We start from the raw sequence: 21240 nt of genomic DNA, 5'->3' as shown, positions 1-21240 counted from the left end.
AGTTTTCTTGAATTAGTAAGTGTATGACAAGAAAAGTTTTAGATTCATGGTCCAATTAAGATAGCTTTACTGCCTATGTAAAGTGTGAAGCACAAAAAGTAGTTTATGAAAAATGCACAGTTTTTAAATTTCGGTATATGTGTAAGTAAGAGGTTAAAAACTTTGCTAAAAAGTGTGCGAAACGAAAATTTACATCGTTCTAGAGAATAGGAGGTTAAATAATTTGTGAAAAAGTGTGTTTGGCGAAAAGTTATTACGTATTAGTGTGTAGGAGGTGCAGGAATAGAAAATTTTAAAACGTGGTCCAATTAAGATCACCTTAGTGTCTTTATAAAGTAGAAAGTTTAAAACAGCAATTAACTTACGGGAGGCTATAAAAATGATACCAGAACAATTACTAGAATATTTACGCTGCTTCGATAACGCAAGGAATATTACGGATTTTGTTGCAGAGGTTCGAAATGATTTAGCGGATTTATATGTAGAAGTGGATGACGATTGGATTGATATCTTAATACTCATGGGCAAAGATGTCGAATCGAATATGTTTAAGACCGTTGAAGAATGGATTATGCATTATCCGTATCAAGATTACGACTATGATGCGATTATTTCAAAAAATATACGCAGACATGCTATATCGTCATTATCAGATTTGGACTTTATTGAACTTAAGGTTGCAGCACGCGAGTATTTTGACACGGTGCCAGTCGATGAATTACGAGCGATAAATGAAAAGAAAATGAACAAAACTATTTTGCTTTAGGAAAGGGGGTCATACTTAATGAACTATTACTACTGCTACTCTCCGGAACTTTACCGCAGATTATCTGCGCAGGGTTTCCGGTACATATGCACAGGCTTAAACGAACGCACAATGCGCCAGTTTTGGCAATATGAACGCACGAAAGCGCTCGGACAGGCGTTAGCTGAATACACGTTAAATAAACCAATATAACTGGAAGGGGTTAGGTGGAATGACGTTAGATCAACCGAAGTTATTACCTAGCAATAAGAAAGCTCTGCTAGTTGCAGAAAACTACGAAACTATTAATCGTGATGTCTTTCGGATTGTGTTTCCACGAATTATAAATGATTTTAAACAACACAGTCCGAAGGCAAAGCTCGGCGATGCATCTATCTTATATATAACGCTACTTATGAATGTTGATGGCATAGCATCGGATAAATACGGATTGCTGCGAGAGCGCTTTGGAGCATGTTTCCTGTCAATGGATAAAATTAACGAATTGACCGGTATTAGCGTCAAACGAATGAAATTCTTGCGTGAGGTTCTGCTAGAAAACGGCTTGCTATTCGAAGTCAAAGAAAAGGTCGTAAATATGCGTAGGCAACTTTGGTATTATCCTTCATGGTGTCCAGCTGTAAGTAATGACGGGTATGTAATTAATGAGGATGGTGAGCGGATAGTCCCAAATATGGAACGGCTCTTAGTGGAGTTCGAAAGGGCTCACAAACGTTGATATGACGCATACATGCCTTATGGGTGCCTTCGGTACATGCCTTATGGTACGTTCGCAAACAGTCCTTATGGTGTCTTTAAAAAGAGAAAGCGTAAAAGAGAAACGGTAAAAGAGAAAATATTCCTGCGCCATAATTAATGCTAATGATTTCGGATTATTTAACGCTATTAAAAGATTAAAACATCTCAAAATTTTGCAAAGCAAAATGTTTGGATTAGTTAAAGATTAAGCGTTAATACATTCGAATGAAATAATGCGGAAGTTAGAACGCTAAGACATATACGTTATATTCAACGCAGATTCTTTCGAATCTAAGACACCGCGAATATATACATTATTGATCGCTAATCAAAGAATAAAAGAAAGGGAAGCGACACGATACCCGCCGCGACCGCCAACCTCAAAAATAAAAATTGGAGCGTGAATATACGATGATTACCAAAGCCGAGATTGCCGCACGCAAAGACCTACTAGCACTTTTTTACACTCATTACCGCAAAGACTTGACGCAAGACGAGAGAAAAGCGCTCGTAACCGACTTCATGGGTAAGCATTTCGATAAAATTATCCCGTCTAAGCCGTTTATGAAGCATCCCCTTAACCATATTAGTCCTTACGCTAAAACGTGTTCTGCGCTTGAAATACTAGCGGATTTTCTACTCGCACCAAAGCAAGCAACGGAAAAGCTCGAAGAATTTCCGATATTATCCGCAGACCGTGCACTTAAAAAAGACGTACAGAAAGCGAAGGTTGAAAGGACGCTTATATTTCAACAAGAGATCCCGGATAACGAAGAAGGGCAAGCGTCAAAGATTTCGCCTGGTTGCGTAGTAGAAGATGAGGCTATATCGAGCCTTAGCGCAGAAGATGTTGCAATATCCACAATCGATGAAAAAATCATTTTCGAAGATGTGCCTCGCAAAGTTTATGAATATCGCAAACAGATCCGCCATGTGAAACGGAATGCTAACTTTTATGCTGCTACTTTCGAAGAACAAGGCTACAGCTACGAATTTGCATTACGCAAAATCAAAGCTCTAGACGTCAAGCGTGTGTATGAATGTGATATTTGCAGAAATGCGTCATACGCGAGGGATTTACGGAAGTTAAAAAGCAAGACGAAGGTATGCGACCAACAACGCGGAACTGGAGGAAGTAGATTTTCATGCTGCGAGCTGGAAAACATGAAACGTAACAAAAGAATTGAGAGAGAAACGGCGTAATGGAGCGATTTATAAGACAAAAAAACCTATATAAGTAAGGGCGAAAAAATCGTCAACTTTTTTATTTCAGGTTCTACTATAAAAATGGTTATAATATCCCTATTTTGAATTTTATCATGAAAATTTAAGGAAATCAAGCGAATTGGAGCGATGATGATGGAACAAACAAAACAATGTATAACTTGCGAGGAAATTAAACCACTAGAGGATTTTCCAATCCGTCCTAAAAGGTCAGACGGTCGCGAAGGGGAGTGCAAAACTTGCCGAAGTACACGCCGTAAAACAGGCGACGGCTACCGCAAAGAGCGCTTGAGAAAGCATTTCTACCGTAGCAAAGGTAAAGGTTCGTTGACACTAGAACAACTACGCGAGGTAGAGTCAGGTACACATTGCACTTATTGCGGATGTGAGTTGAGCGATGATATTCGCGTAGTCGATCACGTCTATTCACTCGGCCAGTGGTGGTCTAGTAACAGTGCATTAAACATGGTTGTTAGTTGCAGAGCTTGCAACACGTCAAAGTCAAACTCTCACGTATACGATTTTTACCAGAGGAGTGATAAATTCACGCCAGATTTATGGGGAAAGTTCGTACGCTACTTTGCTGGGAGAGCTTTAAGTCATGAACCAACAGAGGAAGAAATCGTGCAATGGAGTGAAGGTTTTAGACTTGAGGCAGAGGAATTGAAAGCGCGTGTATAGAGAGCATGAGTCATGGATGGCTGGCAACTTCATCTATCTTTACGTGAGTAGTGGCTACCAATTACACAAGCTAAAACGCCGAAAGGGATTCGAAGTTATGTGCGAATACTATGATACGCGGAGGCAAAAGGTGGTTGGCGTCCAATTTCGGATACCTAAGACGCAGTTTAGGGGTGTAGCAAGTGTAGAAAGGAAGTTAGACGCCGGTTTCTACGGGTAACAATTTCAATTAAATATAGCGATATTAGCCGTATTAAAAGTTTCATGATAACTAAGTCATCTTTTTACACGGAAACGCACTGACGGCTTATTTTAATGCGATTTATAACTGTATATGTAACTAAGAAAGGAGTGTACGTCGTGACTTTTTATTGCACGTATCAAGTTGAAGAAGTATCGCGCGGCGGTACGGTAGGTACGTACTTAGAGCGTACCACTCAAGATGGCGTAGTGGTCCCGTTCTTCCCGAATGGACAAGCTATTGGAACAATGTTCGGTGAACGCTATACAGTCAAAAACAGCGAAGGTGAAACGATTTTGCTAGGCTCTGGTGGTATTGCAGAGCTAGAAATGCGGTTAAGTAAATTTGCTCACACGTTTATAACAATCAACGGAAAGTCTTTAGAACGCTACAAAACAGATGTGGCGCCACTAATATATCACGTTTTAACGCGTGTAGATGAAGAAACTAATATCTTTTACATGGTCGTACAAGCAGAAAAGAATAATCGAAGTCAAGGTTTCTGGGAGTTGTATGGGTTTTATGACGAGATTGTAGATCAACTTAATAGAATTTTGAAAGATGCGCGTGAAGACTATTTTTTACTCTATGAAAATGACATTAAATTCGTAGAAATCTCGGAAAATGACGCAGTAAATACCAATAATGACTTCGATAAATCAGGTCTAAGTAGAAAATTAACAAAATTTAAAGCAGAAAAAGGAAAGGAGCTGGAATATGAGCAGGAAAAATCGTGCCACCAATGCTGATAAAGTCGGTTATGACGATAGTTGACTTCGTCAAACAGTAACAAGAATAGCAGAAGAACAAAACTACAAAATCTTATATTAAAGGGGATTATTAAACATGACAAAAACAATCGCACAGCAATTAAAAGAGAAAAACGAAGCATTACAAGACTTAACTAGACAGCCGACTCAAATCGCGCTCAGCTTAAAGGCAGCAGCAGAGCCTCACTTTAAAGAAATCCGACAAGATAAGATGCTAAGCACTGATGGCCGCAAAATTAAATTCGAAGAAGCTCAAAGGGATTATTCGCATCAATTATACGAAAATGTACGTGAATTAAAAACTCAATACATGAAAGGCGTTAACGAAGGTCGGGATCTTGCGAAAAAGACGCTAGTCGATCCAATGAAACGACCTGAGCATATCGGAGTTTATGACGCTAAATTATTTGAGATGGACCTAGATAAGCTAAAAGTAGCGCTAGCATTTTCTAAGGATGGCACAGCAGTAGCCTCGAAATTAAATGCTTTCTTAGCGAAGTATAATGACACGTATCATGCTGACGCAGTTTATCGAGAGTTTACGAATCTAACAAGCCTAGCTCTTGCTAATGGCGACAGTCAATCACGACTTGCGCTTTCAACCGTATATGAACAAATTAGCAAGCGAGCACTAGATGAAGATAAACGAATGGCACAAGACTTTTTAGATGGATATAAAGACGCAGAATCATATGAGTTCTTTAAAGATTACAGTCCCGCATATCAAAGTGCACTGGGATTACTAGGTGGTGGCAATATCAAGTATATAAACGATCCTGATGCATATTTTGCGCAACAAGAATCAGCAGAAACAACGGAATAATAAACCATTGCACAGTCGAGATGACAGCGCAAAACAGGCGGGCTTTACCTACGAGGCCCGTTATCCCCTTAAAAAAACAAAAGAAATGGAGACGATTGGATGACATTAGAAACTCAACTCACACGTGAAGGAAACTTATTAATTAAGGGTGACGATGCGGTAGTTGTAAAAGCACAGAAAGACAGTAATGAAATATTTGTGGCATTAGGTAATTCCGACGCAGATAAAGCAACGATGGAACTTATTAAAACAAATCGTTCACATTATGCTGACTTAACGCCTAATATGCAAAATCTTTCAAAGTTGTTCGATATAGGACAATCAAGCGCAGATAGTTTCTATGCAGAGCAATACGTCTTGATGAAAGAAAAACTACTCAAAGCTAACGAATTAGCTAACGCACCGACTCCGCAAGTTGATCGGTATACAGTAACAGCGCGAGATTTGTAAAACGGAGCTCTAAATGGGGGGCTCTTTTTATTTTGATTAATTAAACGAAGGAGTGACGAAAGCATGACGACACTAGACGACCTACAGAAAATCAACGTATTGCAACAAACATTCTTACCTGTGCTCGAAGGGGAGCTTAAAGACGAGCTAGCTTTAAGGCGAATGGTTGACGCTATGCCCGCGGTCGAAACGATAAAACGAGGAAATGAGCTCTATATCGCAGCTGTATTAGTATTACGGGCTGCAAAGGCATTAAAGAAAGCACAGAAAAAACAATCCGTTTGGCAAACGCTAAAAGCGCAAGGTTACATGCAACAAGCTCAGAAAGAGATACGAAAATTTTATAAATGAATGCAGAGCCGTCCGCTTGTAGTTAGAGAGATGAACGCTACAATGACGGCTTTTTATTATGTAAAAAAGGAGGAACTCAATTGGCAATAGATTTAGTCGCTAGTTTATCACTTAACGATAACATGTCCGGAAAACTGACGCGCATAAATCGACAACTAGACAGCACGCGAATATATGCGGATAAAACTTCATCTTCTTTCAGCTCATTCGGCGCTAAAATCGCCGGCATCGCTGGCTTTACTGGACTTACTGCTGGCCTTACAGCGTCAGTTAAAACAATGGCGGACTTTGATTCAGCTATGAGAAAAGCTGGAGCTATAGCAGGTGCAAATACAGACGAACTCAACAAAATGAGTGAGGCAGCTAAGCAGCTTGGAGCAAATACAAGTAAATCGGCATCTGAGGTAGCAACCGCTATGACCGAATTGGCAGCTAAGGGTTTTAATGCACAACAAGTTATGGGTGCTATGCCAGGAATCATCTCAGCATCAGAAGCATCCGGCGAAAATTTGGCGTTAACGTCTGATACAGTAGCGAGTGCGCTAAACATTTGGAAGATGAAAGCACAAGAATCGTCACATGTTGCGGACGTATTGGCGATGGCTGCGAACAAAACAGCCGCAGGTATTACCGATATGCAATATGCATTCAAATACGCAGGAGCACCAGCCAAAGCGTTAGGCATGTCGCTAGAAGAAGTTTCAGCAGCTGTAGGCTTAGTTACTAACGCCGGAATTGACGGTAGTACTGCCGGTACTTCATTACGACAAGGGCTATCTAGCCTGACAGGTCCACTAGGCACAGCGAAGAAGGCTTTAGATAAAGTCGGCTTTAGTGCGACGGATGCAAACGGTAATGTTAAGAGTATGGTCGATATTATTAAATCACTTAAAGACTCCACAAAAGACATGTCTAAGGCTGATAAGGTTACATTTATGAAAGCTGCAGTAGGTCAGGAATCTGTGTCAACATTCTTATCACTAGTAGACGCTGGTCCAGCGAAATTAGCGAAACTACAGAAAGCGCTCGAAAACTCTGACGGTGCTGCAGCAAAAGCTGGAAAGAACATGAAAGCTGGAATCGGTGGTGCACTCGAACAAGCATCCGGTGCAATCGAAACCTTTATGATTAACGTCGGTGATAAATTTGCTCCGGCAGTTACTGAGGTAGCAAATAGTATTTCGAACATGAACATTCAACCAACCGTCGACGCAATTGAAAAAGTTGGCAATGTTGCCAAGAATGTCGCTACATTCACGATTGATAATTGGTCAGGAATAAAAGAAACTTTTATCGGACTTACAGCTTCAATCGTCACATTCAAAACGGCAATGGCAATAGCGCCAGTGATTATGGGAGTTACAAAAGCTATTACAACGTTTAGAACGGCAACAACAGCAGCGGCCGGAGCCCAAGCTGTATTCAACTTAGCATTGAAAGCGAACCCAATCGGCTTAGTCGTTACAGCAATCACAGGACTCGTCGGAATAGGCGTGGTCTTATACCGTAACTGGGATACAGTAACCGCAGCTACTAAGCGATTTTGGAAGGCAATCGGCGGAGGCGAGGACGCTATCCGCATCATACTGGGACCTCTCGGAATCCTAATCGGAGCTGCGGTCGATCTCGCGAAGAACTGGGACTCTACGAAATCCGTATGGGAAAACGTTTGGGGCGCTATGAAGCGTTCTGCGGCTGAGACGGTTAACTCCGTAATTGGCGGTATTAACCAGATGATCGAAGTAATTAACAAGATACCTGGCGTCAATATTCCGGTAGTTGCGAAAGTTGACTGGGGAAGTACGCAAACAGCGCCAGCCAAGAAACTTCCGAAAAAGAACGCGGAGATCGGCTCGCTTGCGAATTATGCACCGCAGAATTATGGCGGACTTAACCTCCCTGGACATAAAAGCGGACTAGCTCGCGTGCCATACGACAACTACGTTGCAAGATTACACTCTGGTGAGCGCGTCCTAACGAAAGTCGAGAACGACCGATATAACGGTACACTAAGACGTGAGACTACGGGTGGAACGACAGTAAACAATCACAAAAACGAGTTTAGCATTAGCTTTAGCGGTTCGACATTTAACGTGCGAGAAGAGGCTGACATACGTAAAATTGCGACAGTAATAGCTAGTGAAATCGCTCAATATTAAGGAGGCATAACGAAAGAGTTCGCAATTACGCGGGCTCTTTTTGTGTGCTTAAAATTGAAGGGAGAACGATAAAATGACGAAACAACTTAATGAGAAACAAATTGCGGCCATTACGTATTTAGCAACTCCTAAACGTGGTGGCTTTACTTATGAGCAAATAGCGGATCACGTGGGCGTAGATGTACGCACATTGCACAGATGGCGGAGGAATGACACCTTTAATAAAGAGCTTAAGCGTGTGATCGTCTCTAATACAGTTGACCGCTTGCCTGAGGTGATGGAGGCTATACCGGACATTATCATTCGAGATGGTAACGCAGCAATGTTACGTACTTTCTTACAAGCGCACGGATTGCTTGCGGATAAGGTCGAAGTAGAGAGCAAGACGGATGCAAGCGGAATAGATATCGAGGCTATTCGTGAGAGATTGAAACAACGGTAATACAAACGGGTGTAGTCGCTGACTTGGCGGCTATATCTGTTATTTTTTTGATATTAAATACGTTGTATTATGTAATTTATTGGTTGTATAATGAATTATAGTACCTATTTATGGTGTGCTTATTTATTTTCATAATGGAGGAATAAACATGATAAAACAATTCGAAAAACTTGAAGAAGTTATCAACAAAATTAAAGAAGATGTTTATTATGAAGTAGAAGATTTTCCTACAGGAAAGGGGTTTAACCCTAAAATTACACCAGATAACATCGAGGAACTTAGAGGTCAATTAGATGAAATGAATGAGGTTTTAAAATCAGAATTAATTGATGAAATTTTAGAAATAACTGAAGATAGTAGTCCTATCGAAGAACTATCTAGCTTCAACTTTGATGATTTTAAACTGAAACACTTTGAAAATGATGAAATGACTGTGGATGTTGATGAAAGAGATTCACTTGCACAAGAAGCGGCGAGTGAGGAAGAAAGTAGATTGGAAGATGATGCTAGAGAAGATGTTAAAGAATTGGTGGACAACTTGCTTCCAAAATTATTAAGTAAATAAATTACATCTGCCAAACGGCAGGTGTTTTATTTTTATCCTTACGATGTGACAGCGAAGGTATGACGGAATATATAATAGTAGAAAGTCATAGCGGATGGTGTCCGAAAGTGTCACGAAATAAAGCGTTTCACCTACTCGACGCCTTCTATGGACGCGCCCTTGAAACGTTTTGGATTCGGCTCAACATTACATAGCGAGAATACGACGATATTATATAGAAGAAACTCGAAAATGTAGCGTAAGATTACGTAAGTAAAGGCGCAATACTTGACGTTATTTCACCTACTCGACGGCTCGAATCCGGGGGGGCTACTGAAACTCAGGGGGTTAGTTAATATTCTTATAATTTGCTAAATATTGAGAATCATTCTATAATTTAATAGATGCAAGTATCATACAGCTTCCCTGGAAAAGGAGCTAAATGATACACAATATTTTATATTACTTGGTAACTATTGGACTATTAATAAGCGCAGGTACATTTATTTTAAATAAAACTGAAAAATTTATGGTTGCTTCCATAAACGTTTTCAATAAGTACCCATTATTTAAGAAGAGCCTTAAGCGATTTTTAAAAAACTTATTTAAGTAGCCAATACCGAAAAAGAGCACGCTTTTCCAGGCGTGTTTTTTTGTGTGTACATAAAACCACCGTATAATAGACGGTTTATGAACCGCCTAATCTATCGTATTTCTACCGTACTAAAAAGCTTGATTTTGTCTATAAACCCGTCTATAATTAAAAGTACATAAAACGTATGGGAAGTAGACTGTAGACGGAATGGAGCGATTAATCTATGAGAGTTATCGGATATGCGCGTGTATCAACGGAAGAACAGAACTTAGATATGCAAGTCCAGGAGCTAGAGAAGTATGCAGCCGATCATGGCGCAGAGTTAGTATTGTACACGGAAAAAGAGAGTAGCCGAAAGGAACGTCAGGAATTAAAGAACGCTATGAAGGCCGCAACAAAAGGAGATATATTTGCAGTATATAAACTGGACAGGTTAGCCCGTAGCACTAAGGAGCTTTATACGCTAACAGAAGAGTTAAAGAATCGGGATGTTAGCCTAGTATCAATTAATGACGCCTTTGATACGACAACACCGACAGGGAAAGCAATGTTTGGAATGCTAGCAGTTTTTGCTGAGTTTGAGCGTGACATCATTCAGCAACGTACTAAAGCCGGACTTGAAGCTGCACGAGCAAAAGGAAGAAAAGGCGGTCGACCTTCGATAGATGCAAAGACTAAACGTCAAGTTAAGGCGTTGTATGACGCAGGAGAAAGTGCAACGGACATCGCGAAAGAGTTTGGAATTGGTCGAGCAACAGTGTATAAGATCGTTAATGAAGAAGCGTGAGGCAAACGATAGCCTGCGCTTTTTTATTTTGCCCCAACCCCGCCGGTTTCAGGTGCGCTTTTCAGGCCAATTCTCAATCTAAGCAATTTCTGAACATCAGGGTGTTATACGGTCTGTAGTACGGACTTAAAAATAAAAGTCGGCCTATGGTACGGATAATTTCCGCAAATTTAACCGGTCTACAGTCCGTCAGTACGGTATGCGGTACGGACAAGTAAATTTGCTTTACCGGTAAATCTTCCGTATTATTACCGGAAATTGCCGGGAACATAAGATTGATTCCGTAAAAATACCGTAAAATTATACGGACAAGGTGGATGGCTTTACCGTAAAAATTCCGGTTATTTATGACGAAGAAATGACGAAAATACGACGGGAAATAATTAACGTATTCCATGGTTTAATAACGATTAAACGTTATTGTATAAAGGGTTTTGAGCGAATAGAAAAACGTATTGAAAAGAATAGGGAAATAATATATAGTGTGAAATATGACCGGTTCTTTTTGTAACCATAGCGCTATGGGAAATTATTAATGGAGTTGGTAGAATGACATATGCGGAAGTAGGAGCTCTTAATGGGCTAACAGCAGATGCAGTAGAAAACGATGCAAGATATATAAGAAAATTTATCCCAGGGTTTGCCGAAGATGGTTTTAAAATTCGAGAATTAGCCTACTATCAATGTTATCGAGCGGAGTTTACAGAAGAAAATAAGCAAATTAAGCGTGAACAAGGTATTCGCGCAATGATGCTAGCAATTAAACAAGATATAGTCGAAAATATGCCATATGCTAATTTAGCGTTATTTATCTGAAAATTATTGCGCTTTATTTTTTGGTGTAATATACTTAACGATAAGGAAGCGAAAAGTAGCGGTCAAAGTACGATTCAAAGACCGTTTCAAATATCGCCAAACAGAGCGGATTAGATATAACGTATGTTCCTAACGGTCGGGGGTTCGAATCCCTCCTGGGACATACAGTAACGTATCGTGAAAGATTGATAAATAAGCACTTCTATTTATAAGTGTATTTTCAAGTTTCGGTCACTTGACTGATTTGGAATAACTCTTATAGGTGGGGGTGTTTTTTTCATGACTAAAAGAAAGGGCATATTTGATTTGAATCTAGATGTAAATATCTTGTCTATACCAATTCAACAGAAAAAAGAAAATGGCTTTACTATCGAACTTGCCTTTAATGATTGTTATTAATCAAACTAAATGACATTATATAGATTATTTTATCCTATTTCGTTTAAGGATATAATTAATAAACAGAGTAATATTTCCTAATCAATTAACATTAATAGCATCACTATGAAAAAAATTCATAAAATATACCCATAGATATTTGAGGAATTAGGTTATACTGCTTATATATGTATTTAATGATTGGGGAGAATAAATATGGGAAACGAACAATATCAACAAATGATGTACAAACGAATATTTGATAATCTTGAGAATTGGGACAAACAAGATTCAATTCCAGAAAAAGATATATACTTTTTTTTACATAGTTTAAAGGGCACAGCAGGTTCCATTGGGCTAGATGAATTATCTATGATTGCTAGTGATAAAATTGAAAAATTAAAAGAAAATAGTGATAAAAAGTGGTCGAAAGTTGAATGGAAAAGCTATCTTTTTCCTTTTATTGATGGTATTAATTTTTATCAAAAAAACATTAATATTCAAGAAATAGAGGAAGTAGTTTTAAAATCTCAAAATAGCATACCTTCTGAGCAAGAATTTATATTAATAATTGATAATGATATCGAGTTTATTTCCTACATAAAGAATATATTAGAGAAAAAAGGATTTACAGTAATTGCTGCAAACAATGGAAAACGTGGGTTAGAGTTGATATATGATTTAAAGCCTACTATTGTATTTGTGGATATTATGTTACCAGACACAAGCGGTTTTTCTATTATTAAAAATTTAAAAAACATAAAAAAAGATAGTATGATTGTAACTGTTATTAGTAGCAATGATTGTAGAGAAAATAGAGTTCGTGCGTATGATATGGGTGCATTAGATTTTATTCCAAAACCTATAGATGAAGAATTATTAATTTCTTATATTAATAATCGTTTATCATATAAAAAAGAATTAGAGAATTCAATTATTAAAGATGAGCTAACCCAAATATATAACCGTAAATTTATGGATAGCCAAATTGAAAAATTAATTAAACAGTTTGAACGAAATAGAGAATCATTTTCTATCGCGTTAGCGGATTTAGACTATTTTAAGAAAGTAAATGATACATATGGTCATTTAATTGGAGATGAGGTTTTAAAAGGATTTGCTAATTTAGTATCTAGTTTAAAACGTGAGCAAGATTTCTTTTGTAGATACGGTGGTGAAGAATTTGTTCTTATTATGCCTCAAACTTCAGTAGAAGAGGCATATGTATTAATGGAGAGACTACGTAAAGCTATGGAGAAGAAATTTTTTAATGCGAATGAAAATAGATTTCAAGTGACTTTCTCAGCTGGTGTTGTTGAATCCACTACGAAAAATCTTCATCCTAAGAAAATTCTGGAAGAGGCTGATCAGGCCCTGTACAATGCTAAGCAATCCGGAAGAAATCAAATAGTTATGTTTGATAGTTTAGAAGAGATTGTGAGAAAAAATGTAAAAATAAAAATTATTGTGATAGACGATGTTTATATTATTAGAAACCTAATAACGAATTACTTTAAGAGCTGGGAGATAGGTGAAAAGTTCGATATTGACGTAATGGCATTTAATGATGCCATTAGTTTCCTAAATTCAAATTGGTATTCACCAGATTGCAAATATATTATTTTACTAGATATCGTGATGCCAAAAATGGATGGTATTGAGTTACTGAAAATTATAAGACAAGATTACTCCACAAGTGATGTAATTATTTCTATGCTAACAGGCCGTAAAGAAGATGAATATGTTTTACAAGCTTTAGAAAACGGTGCTAATGATTATATTGTAAAACCTTTTGATATTAAAGAGGTGTCAAATAGGATATTAAGTCTTATTAATCGTTTGTTTATTTAGGAGGCATATTATGAAACGTATTTTAGTTGTTGATGATGAAGAAATATTAAGAATGCTTATTTGTGATACATTAGAAGTCTTAAACTGTGAAATTGATGAAGCAGAGGATGGGGAAAGAGCTTTAAAAAAAGTTAGTGAACAATCATACGATTTAATGATTTTAGATTATATGATGCCCAATTTGTCTGGAATTGAAGTGATAGAACAGTTACCCAAAGATATACATTTACCTATACTTATGCTTACAGCTAAAGCACAAGAATCTGACCGTCAATTAGTATTCCAAAAGGGTGTAAATTACTTTATGTCTAAACCTTTTAGTCCAGTTGAGCTATTAAATTTGGTGGAGGAAATATTAAGTGTTTAATTTATTTCCTCTATTAAAGAAAGGCATTCGTAGTAAATTTTTAAAAATGCTATTAATTTTAACAGCCACTTTTTTAACTGGTATGCTCTCTTTCTTTCTATATGTTAATGAACAAAATAAAAAATTGCAAAATGAACGTGAGCTTCTATTTAAAAAAGCTGAATTGGTAGATGAATTACAAGAAAATTTTAATGGGATATTTTTCAGAGCTAGAGGGTATTATGCTTTTCAAAATAACCAAGAGCTAAATTTACTTAAAAAGGATTTAAAAAATTTTGAGGTTCTCTTGAATCAGTTTTCTCAACTACCACTTTCAAAAGAAGAAAAGGAATTATACAAAGAATTAATCGATTTTAATAAAAACTATAAGGAAATTATTTTACCTAAAGCAATTGGGTATGTAAAAGAGAATGATTATAAATCTTTAAGAAAACTTTCGAGTAATGGAACTAATGAATTGGTTAATAAATTTTTAGATTATACAAAATCATACCAGAAAAAAACGGATGGAGAATTGAATCAACTTTTTAAAGAAACAATAGTACGGGAGCAAGAGTTTACATTAATTTCTTTAATACTCAGCGGTATAATTATATTATTTATAGGTTTAATAATGAGACGAGTGCTTAATAATATAATTCGCCCAATTGAACAATTGACATCAGCTACTAATGCATTTGCTCATGGAAAGCCATTTGAACTTGGGAGTCTTGTTTCGAGAGAAGACGAATTTGGGGTATTAGCTAATTCTTATTATAGAATGATCCAATCTATTCAAGAAAAAGAAGAAGCATTAACTACGCAAAATGAAGAGCTTTTAGCTCAACAGGATGAACTACAGGAACATCAATGGCAATTGCAAAACTCAGTAAGTCAGTTAGAAAAATCTAATCAACTTAATCATGTATTAACATTTACATTAGATAAACAAAATTTAATTGAAAAACTACATAATTATTTAAATGACATTTATAAATTGGATATGAGTGTTTTATATTGGTTAGAAGGTAATGTATATGCTACGAAAGGTTTATCCAAGGAATCAGCTATAATACTTGTTGAAAATATTGATATTGATAAACGTGTACGATTAGAAGAAGAAAAATCATTTATTATTAAACGTAAAGTGCTACCAAATGCACATGGCATTGCTCAAGAACCTTATTATTGCTATGATCTATATTCCTCCATCTTAAATTCCGAGGGACACTTAGTAGCTGTGATGATTGCTACACGAGAAGGATATTCATATTCCAATCAAGAAATTGACAGTTTAAATGGGTTATTGAACCGTGTTTCTATAGCGTTCGAGCGCATCCTGATGTATGAAGAAGTAGAAAGGTCAAGACAATTAAATCAAAATATTATTGATAATGTAAATGAAGGAATTCAATTAGTTTCTGCAACAGGTGATGTAGTCTTAATGAATGTTGCGTTGTGTAAAATAGTTCAATGTGAAAAAAAACTTGAAGGGAAAAACATATCAAAAAAATCTTGTTTAAATCATTTCCGAAACATTTGCATAAATCCTGAAGAATTAATAGAATTTTTTGATACAGCCGTTAGAGAAAGTTTTAAAGATACTCGAAAATTTCGTTATTCTATTTCAAAAGAAATCGAAGTTTTCGTGGAAGTATATGCTACAAGCATATATGAAGGCTCTGAAAAAGTAGGAACAATATTTGTTCATAGGGATATAACAAAAGAATATGAAATTGACCAAATGAAATCAGAATTAGTTAGTACCGTGAGCCATGAGCTACGTACTCCATTATCTAGTGTACTTGGATTTACTGAATTACTTTTAACGAAAAAATTAAAACCTGAGAGACAACAAAAATACATTGAAACAATTAATAAAGAAGCGATCCGTTTAAAAAATCTTATCAATGATTTTCTAGATTTACAGCGTATGGAATCAGGCAAACAACAATATAATATGCAATCGCTATTGCTTAATGAAATTGTTTTTGAGCTATTGAATCGCTATCGTCAAGAGAAAAATCATAATGTACATTTAATTGATAAGGCAATTGATATCCAGGTTAAAGCTGATCAAGAAAGGTTAATTCAAGTATTTATTAACTTAATTGACAATGCCATAAAATTCTCTCCGAATGGAGGGAATGTAACAATTACTCTTGAAAATACTAGTAACTTACTCCAAGTGAGTATTAAAGATGATGGAATAGGTATTCCTAAACAGAGTATTCCTCAGTTATTTCAGAAGTTTAAGAGGATTGATAATAGTTCTAGAAGAAAAATAGGTGGTACTGGATTAGGACTTTCAATTTGTCGAGAAATTATTACAAAACATGGTGGGGAAATTTGGTTAGAATCAGAAGAAGGTAAAGGAACAACCGTGTATTTTACATTGCCAGTTGAAGGTAGGAAATTGATGGTTGAAAATATTGGACAACCTGAGGATTTTCTTGAAGGGGAGCAAGGTTTAAATGTAATGATCGTAGAAGATGATTGGAGTTTAGCTTTGCTTTTATCAGAAGAGCTAAAAAGTAAAGGTTTTACAGTTATTCATCATTATGATCCCGAACGAGCTTTTGAAAAAGCGCTTAAAATACCTTTAGTTGGAATAGTAATTGACCTTGTACTTACCGATGACGTAGATGGATGGTATTTGGTTCACCAACTAAAAGAAACAAAACAAACAAGTGGTATCCCTATTGTTATATCTTCTGCATTAGATGAGCCAAAAGAAAAAGTGGATAAGTATGAAATTGTTAAATACTTTACTAAACCATATCCCCCAGAGTTACTTTCGGAAGTATTTGTTGAACTTTTGAAAAACGATTCTGAGAAATGTGCGGTAACAAAAAAATAGGAGGATATAAAAAAATAAATTGAGTATTGTACTATGATTATTTCCTACTAATTATTAAGTAAATGTAAATACCTTGTCTAAACTCTTTTAACAGAAAAATTAACGATATGGCAGGAATTACAATTAGAAACGAGGAAGAATAGTAAGAATCAGCACTCTCATTAGAGGGTGTTTTTTTATTGTATTAATTTAGAAAGGAATGATTAGTTGTTAACTATTGAACGTGTCAAAATAGAAGTTAAGGGGATTAACTGATTTGTATTAATGTTAAGTGCTTCAGGGGCATACCAAAAAGGGAATGCAATTTAAGCATTCGCTTCTTTTTTTGCCCTTCATGAACTCTTCATTCTATAATAAATAAATTTATTAAACCAAAACAATAAACAACTAGCCCAAACAATTGTAGAATACTAATAGAACAAAGAATATATCTTAAAACTTTAATTCTTAGTTTACTAGTGTGTTCAATAAGATATATTATTTGACTACTAATAGGTTATAATTATATACTTGCTTACGAATAGTAAGTGATAAACAAATAGGAAAAACTAGGTGAGAATATGACAACATTACAAAAAACAATAGATTTTTTACAAGATAAAATGCAATTTACGAAGCGTTCAGAAATAGAAAATATATGTATTGTAGGGCCTGTAAATCTGCCAGTAAAACAAGGTGATTTTGAGGCGACTTTTCAGTGGTATTCATGGCATGTTGTGGATGCAAAGTTATCAAAAGAAGAAGTAATTGATTCACTTGCTTCATCAAATTTAGCTTTTGGGCAACAATCATCAGTCCTTGCATATGGTGATTTTGAAAATGGTGAGGAAGCACTTATACGTATGCACAGTATTTGTCATACTGGCGATATTTTTGGAAGTCAACGTTGTGATTGTGGATACCAACTACATGAGTCGATGAAAATGATTAAAGAGCATGGCTGTGGGGCTATATTTTATTTAGCGAATCATGAAGGCCGTGGGATTGGGTTGTTTTCAAAATCGTTAGCTTATTTATTACAAGAACAAGGTTTTGATACAGTTGAAGCGAATCATGCACTTGGCTTTGAAGATGATACACGTAATTATGAAGACGCTATTCGTGTTTTAGAAACGTTACGCCAAAAACCTGTAACACTCATTACAAACAATCCCAAAAAATTAAAAGCATTGAAAGAACATGGATTATTGGCAGATGGACATATCCCTCTTTGGGGTGGATTAACAGAAACCAATAAATTTTATTTACAAACAAAAATAAATAAATCAGGTCACATTGCACAACAAAAAGTAACGGTACAGTAAGGAGCTACGCAACATGAAAACAGATCAAGAGTACATGCGTTTAGCGTTAGATCTAGCAGCTAGTGCTAAAGGAAATACAAATCCGAATCCACTTGTAGGAGCGGTCATTGTTAAAGATGGTGTGATTGTTGGTACTGGACTTCACCGTAAAGCTGGAGAACCACATGCGGAAGTACATGCCTTTAATATGGCTGGAGAACATGCAGAAGGCGCAACATTATATGTAACACTTGAACCATGTTCACATTACGGCAAAACACCCCCTTGCGCAAATCGTGTTATAGAAGCAAAAATAAGACGTGTTGTTGTGGCAATGCAAGATCCGAATCCGCAAGTTGCAGGACGTGGTATTAAGCTTCTTCGTGATGCAGGTATTGAAGTAGAAGTTGGTGTATTGGAAGAAGAAGCAAAACGTTTAAATGAACGCTTCATACACAACATGATATCAAAACGACCATTTGTCATTTCAAAATTTGCGATGACATTAGATGGTAAAATCGCAACTCATACTGGTCATTCAAAGTGGATAACTGGGGAAGCGGCTCGTACGAATGTGCATGAAATTCGTCATGAAGTGGATGGAATCCTAGTTGGGGTTGGAACAGTACTAGCAGATAATCCATCATTAACAACTCGATTACCTCAAGGTGGCAAAAATCCAATTCGTATTATTATTGATAGTAAGTTACGTATACCACTTGATGCGAATGTAATGAATACAATTGAAGCAAAGACAATCATTGTGACAGATAAAGCTGTTGAACGTACAAAAGCAGCCGAATACGAAGCAAAAGGTGTTCAATTACTTTATGTTCCTACTAATAAGCAAGGAATCGATTTAAATGTGACATTAGAGGCTCTATATCAAGAAGGGATTACGGATATTTTAGTAGAAGGTGGCGGTGCTATTCATGCATCGTTTGTACGTAGCAAACTGATTGATAAATATATTATTTATGTTGCACCGAAAATTTTAGGTGGCGAACATTCGATTTCTCCTGTTCGAGGAGAAGATGTGGACATGATGGATGCAGCCTCTCACTTAACATTTGATTCATTTGAAAAATTTGGTGAAGATCTCCGAATCATTGCCTATCCAAAGGGTGAGTAAGTTGAAAGTAGATGTATGTGTAGTAGGCGCAGGTCCTAGTGGTACATTACTTGCCTATTTATTAGCGAAGAAAGATATATCTGTACTGTTAATTGAACGTTCAGAGAATATTGGCAAATTTTTTCGAGGAGAGCATGTCAACGAAAATGGCGAAGCGATTTTAAAGAAGCGCCATTTATTTGATGGAGTGGAAGAACTAGGTCTTTTACGAATGGAGCACATTGAGTATTGGCATAATGGAGAGCTTTTTAAAACGATTGAACCAGATCCTGCAATCGGGCATCTTAGTATGCACGTACCGCAAGCAAATTTGTTAACAGCCATTTTAAATGAAGCACAAAAACTGCCAAACTTTCATATGTGGCTAAATACAACAGTAAGTGATTTAGTACAAGATGAATCTGGCCGCTATATAGCAGTAAAAACAAAGCATGGTGAAGAAGTGCAAGTTGTTGAATCGGACTTAATCGTCGGAGCAGACGGTCGTTACTCAACTGTTCGTAAAAAAGCTGGTTTAGATTCAGTAACTCGTAAGCATGGCTTTGATTTACTATGGGCTAGAATTCCAGCACCCGCAAATTGGTCACCGTCGATTAAAAATGCTTCTATTGATGGCCTTCAATTGGCTGTCTATTCACAAGCGAATGATTTTATTCAAATAGGGTGGAATATAAAAGAAGGTTCATATCCAAAGCTGCATAAAGAACCGATTTCGCCGTTTATTGATAAATTGATTGAAGCATTTCCTGAGCTAGAAGAAACGGTTCGCGACAATATTCAATCTTGGCATGATTTTGTGCTTCTCGATGTGTTTAGTAGTATCAGTGAAGAGTGGGGGAAAAAAGGTTTACTATGTATTGGTGATGCAGTGCATACAATGACCCCTACAGGTGGATATGGACTAAACTGTGCATTAAAGGATGCCGATGGATTAGCTGACTTATTGCACAAAGAGAATATCTCACAGATTGATTTTACAAACTTTATTACAGAACGTAAAAAAGAAGCCAAAAAACTATTAGCTTCTCAAATTGAAATGGAACAAACATTTTTAGAGAACTTTGCTGTTTTATCATAAGGACACCTGAAAAGCTAAATGGAACCATAATTTTATAAAATTTTGTATTCCTATCTTTGTTGAAGTGGAATTAGCGGAGACTCCTGTGGGAAAACGGACTAGACGAGACCCCGCAGAAACGCGGAGGCTCGTCAGTTCGCCCTCGGAAAGCGGAGCTAATTCCACTTCAAGTATTAGCAGATTAGAAATGTAAAAATTTGTATAAACACAGTATTTCAGTGATCTCTATAATCTTAGGAGGAACACTTTTGAAATTTGGATTTGATATTGATGATACATTAATTAATTTACGCGAACATGCCTTTCATCTGTACAATAAAAAACTAGTAAAAGAAGTAGGCATTGAAGTATTTCGTGCATTAAAAACAGTAGAAATTCACGAAGCATTCGGATTGACAGCAGAACAAGGGAGTCATATGTGGTCCTCCTCTTTAGACGACATTTACTTCACAGATTGCCCAGTTTTTGAATTTGCATTAGAAACACTGCAGCAGTTAGAAGCAGACGGTCACGAAATCTATTTCATCACTTCTCGTCCGAAACAATATTGTGAAAGAACACGTGAATGGATGAAAGAAAAGGGTTTCCCTGTAAAAGATGAACAATTTTATTGTGGTATGCAAGACAATGAAAAAATCGATACAATCAAATCACTACAGCTTGATTACTACTTCGATGACAAACCAGCAGTACTGTTAACGATTCAAGACGTCCATACAAAAACTGTTGTCATAAATCAATCATATAATCAAGATGTCAACTTACCACGTCTATTTTCATGGTCAGATTTTAAGTCTTTTATTAAATAAATAGAGGTAATATACCTGATAGGTTTATAACATTAAGCCTCTCAATAAAAAATTTGTTCTAGAATATCAAAAAAGCTTCAAATCCTAATATAGTTAGGATTGAAGCTTTTTTATTT

Annotated in this window: 20 protein-coding genes; all 20 read left to right on the top strand. The window is 36.5% G+C overall.

Annotated features, from left to right (window positions below; translation table 11 throughout):
- Positions 1-379: 379 nt before the first annotated feature.
- The 20 genes from ACIQ4I_RS10425 (at position 380) to ACIQ4I_RS10330 (ending at position 21124) form a co-directional block, all read left to right on the top strand.
- Entirely contained in the window at positions 380-766 is a 387-nt protein-coding gene (locus ACIQ4I_RS10425; protein WP_403095915.1) for a hypothetical protein, read from the top strand.
- 211 nt (positions 767-977) lie between these two features.
- A complete protein-coding gene (locus tag ACIQ4I_RS10420) occupies positions 978-1484 on the top strand; it encodes a hypothetical protein (protein ID WP_403095914.1) in 507 nt (168 codons plus the stop codon).
- 431 nt (positions 1485-1915) lie between these two features.
- The gene (locus ACIQ4I_RS10415; RefSeq protein ID WP_403095913.1) at positions 1916-2707 is read left to right on the top strand and encodes a hypothetical protein; all 792 of its coding nucleotides are present in this window, start codon (positions 1916-1918) and stop codon (positions 2705-2707) included.
- A 156-nt stretch (positions 2708-2863) separates the two neighbouring features.
- Positions 2864-3409, top strand: coding sequence for an HNH endonuclease (locus ACIQ4I_RS10410; RefSeq protein WP_403095912.1), 546 nt, complete (start codon positions 2864-2866; stop codon positions 3407-3409).
- A 360-nt stretch (positions 3410-3769) separates the two neighbouring features.
- Entirely contained in the window at positions 3770-4399 is a 630-nt protein-coding gene (locus ACIQ4I_RS10405; protein WP_403095911.1) for a hypothetical protein, read from the top strand.
- Positions 4400-4496: 97 nt separating this feature from the next.
- Entirely contained in the window at positions 4497-5243 is a 747-nt protein-coding gene (locus ACIQ4I_RS10400; protein WP_403095910.1) for a hypothetical protein, read from the top strand.
- Between the two features lie 99 nt (positions 5244-5342).
- Positions 5343-5693: a hypothetical protein gene (locus tag ACIQ4I_RS10395; RefSeq protein ID WP_403095909.1), complete on the top strand. Its 351-nt coding sequence runs from the start codon at positions 5343-5345 to the stop codon at positions 5691-5693.
- A 63-nt stretch (positions 5694-5756) separates the two neighbouring features.
- Positions 5757-6044 (top strand): hypothetical protein, encoded by a 288-nt coding sequence (locus ACIQ4I_RS10390; protein ID WP_403095908.1) that lies wholly within the window; start codon positions 5757-5759, stop codon positions 6042-6044.
- Positions 6045-6166: 122 nt separating this feature from the next.
- Positions 6167-8203: a phage tail tape measure protein gene (locus tag ACIQ4I_RS10385; protein ID WP_403096132.1), complete on the top strand. Its 2037-nt coding sequence runs from the start codon at positions 6167-6169 to the stop codon at positions 8201-8203.
- Between the two features lie 73 nt (positions 8204-8276).
- Positions 8277-8645: a phBC6A51 family helix-turn-helix protein gene (locus tag ACIQ4I_RS10380; RefSeq protein WP_403095907.1), complete on the top strand. Its 369-nt coding sequence runs from the start codon at positions 8277-8279 to the stop codon at positions 8643-8645.
- A 148-nt stretch (positions 8646-8793) separates the two neighbouring features.
- Entirely contained in the window at positions 8794-9210 is a 417-nt protein-coding gene (locus ACIQ4I_RS10375; RefSeq protein WP_403095906.1) for a hypothetical protein, read from the top strand.
- Positions 9211-10007: 797 nt separating this feature from the next.
- Complete coding sequence (locus ACIQ4I_RS10370; RefSeq protein ID WP_403095905.1) at positions 10008-10571, top strand: recombinase family protein; 564 nt, start codon at positions 10008-10010, stop codon at positions 10569-10571.
- Positions 10572-11120: 549 nt separating this feature from the next.
- Positions 11121-11387, top strand: coding sequence for a hypothetical protein (locus tag ACIQ4I_RS10365; protein WP_403095904.1), 267 nt, complete (start codon positions 11121-11123; stop codon positions 11385-11387).
- Between the two features lie 594 nt (positions 11388-11981).
- Positions 11982-13616: a diguanylate cyclase gene (locus ACIQ4I_RS10360; RefSeq protein ID WP_403095903.1), complete on the top strand. Its 1635-nt coding sequence runs from the start codon at positions 11982-11984 to the stop codon at positions 13614-13616.
- A gap of 10 nt (positions 13617-13626) precedes the next feature.
- Positions 13627-13983 (top strand): response regulator transcription factor, encoded by a 357-nt coding sequence (locus tag ACIQ4I_RS10355; protein ID WP_403095902.1) that lies wholly within the window; start codon positions 13627-13629, stop codon positions 13981-13983.
- The gene (locus tag ACIQ4I_RS10350) at positions 13976-16822 is read left to right on the top strand and encodes an ATP-binding protein (RefSeq protein WP_403095901.1); all 2847 of its coding nucleotides are present in this window, start codon (positions 13976-13978) and stop codon (positions 16820-16822) included. The genes ACIQ4I_RS10355 and ACIQ4I_RS10350 overlap by 8 nt, the downstream gene beginning before the upstream one ends.
- Positions 16823-17382: 560 nt before the next feature.
- Positions 17383-18126, top strand: coding sequence for a GTP cyclohydrolase II (locus ACIQ4I_RS10345; RefSeq protein WP_403095900.1), 744 nt, complete (start codon positions 17383-17385; stop codon positions 18124-18126).
- 13 nt (positions 18127-18139) lie between these two features.
- Positions 18140-19237, top strand: coding sequence for a bifunctional diaminohydroxyphosphoribosylaminopyrimidine deaminase/5-amino-6-(5-phosphoribosylamino)uracil reductase RibD (ribD, locus tag ACIQ4I_RS10340; protein ID WP_403095899.1), 1098 nt, complete (start codon positions 18140-18142; stop codon positions 19235-19237).
- Position 19238: 1 nt separating this feature from the next.
- A complete protein-coding gene (locus ACIQ4I_RS10335; RefSeq protein WP_403095898.1) occupies positions 19239-20315 on the top strand; it encodes an FAD-dependent monooxygenase in 1077 nt (358 codons plus the stop codon).
- Between the two features lie 248 nt (positions 20316-20563).
- Entirely contained in the window at positions 20564-21124 is a 561-nt protein-coding gene (locus ACIQ4I_RS10330; protein ID WP_403095897.1) for a 5' nucleotidase, NT5C type, read from the top strand.
- Positions 21125-21240: the final 116 nt, after the last annotated feature.

Source organism: Rummeliibacillus sp. NPDC094406 (assembly GCF_044763875.1).
Taxonomy (GTDB): Bacteria; Bacillota; Bacilli; order Bacillales_A; family Planococcaceae; genus Rummeliibacillus.
Note: the sequence above shows the minus strand (reverse complement) of the source record. Positions and strands in the feature narration are given on the sequence as shown.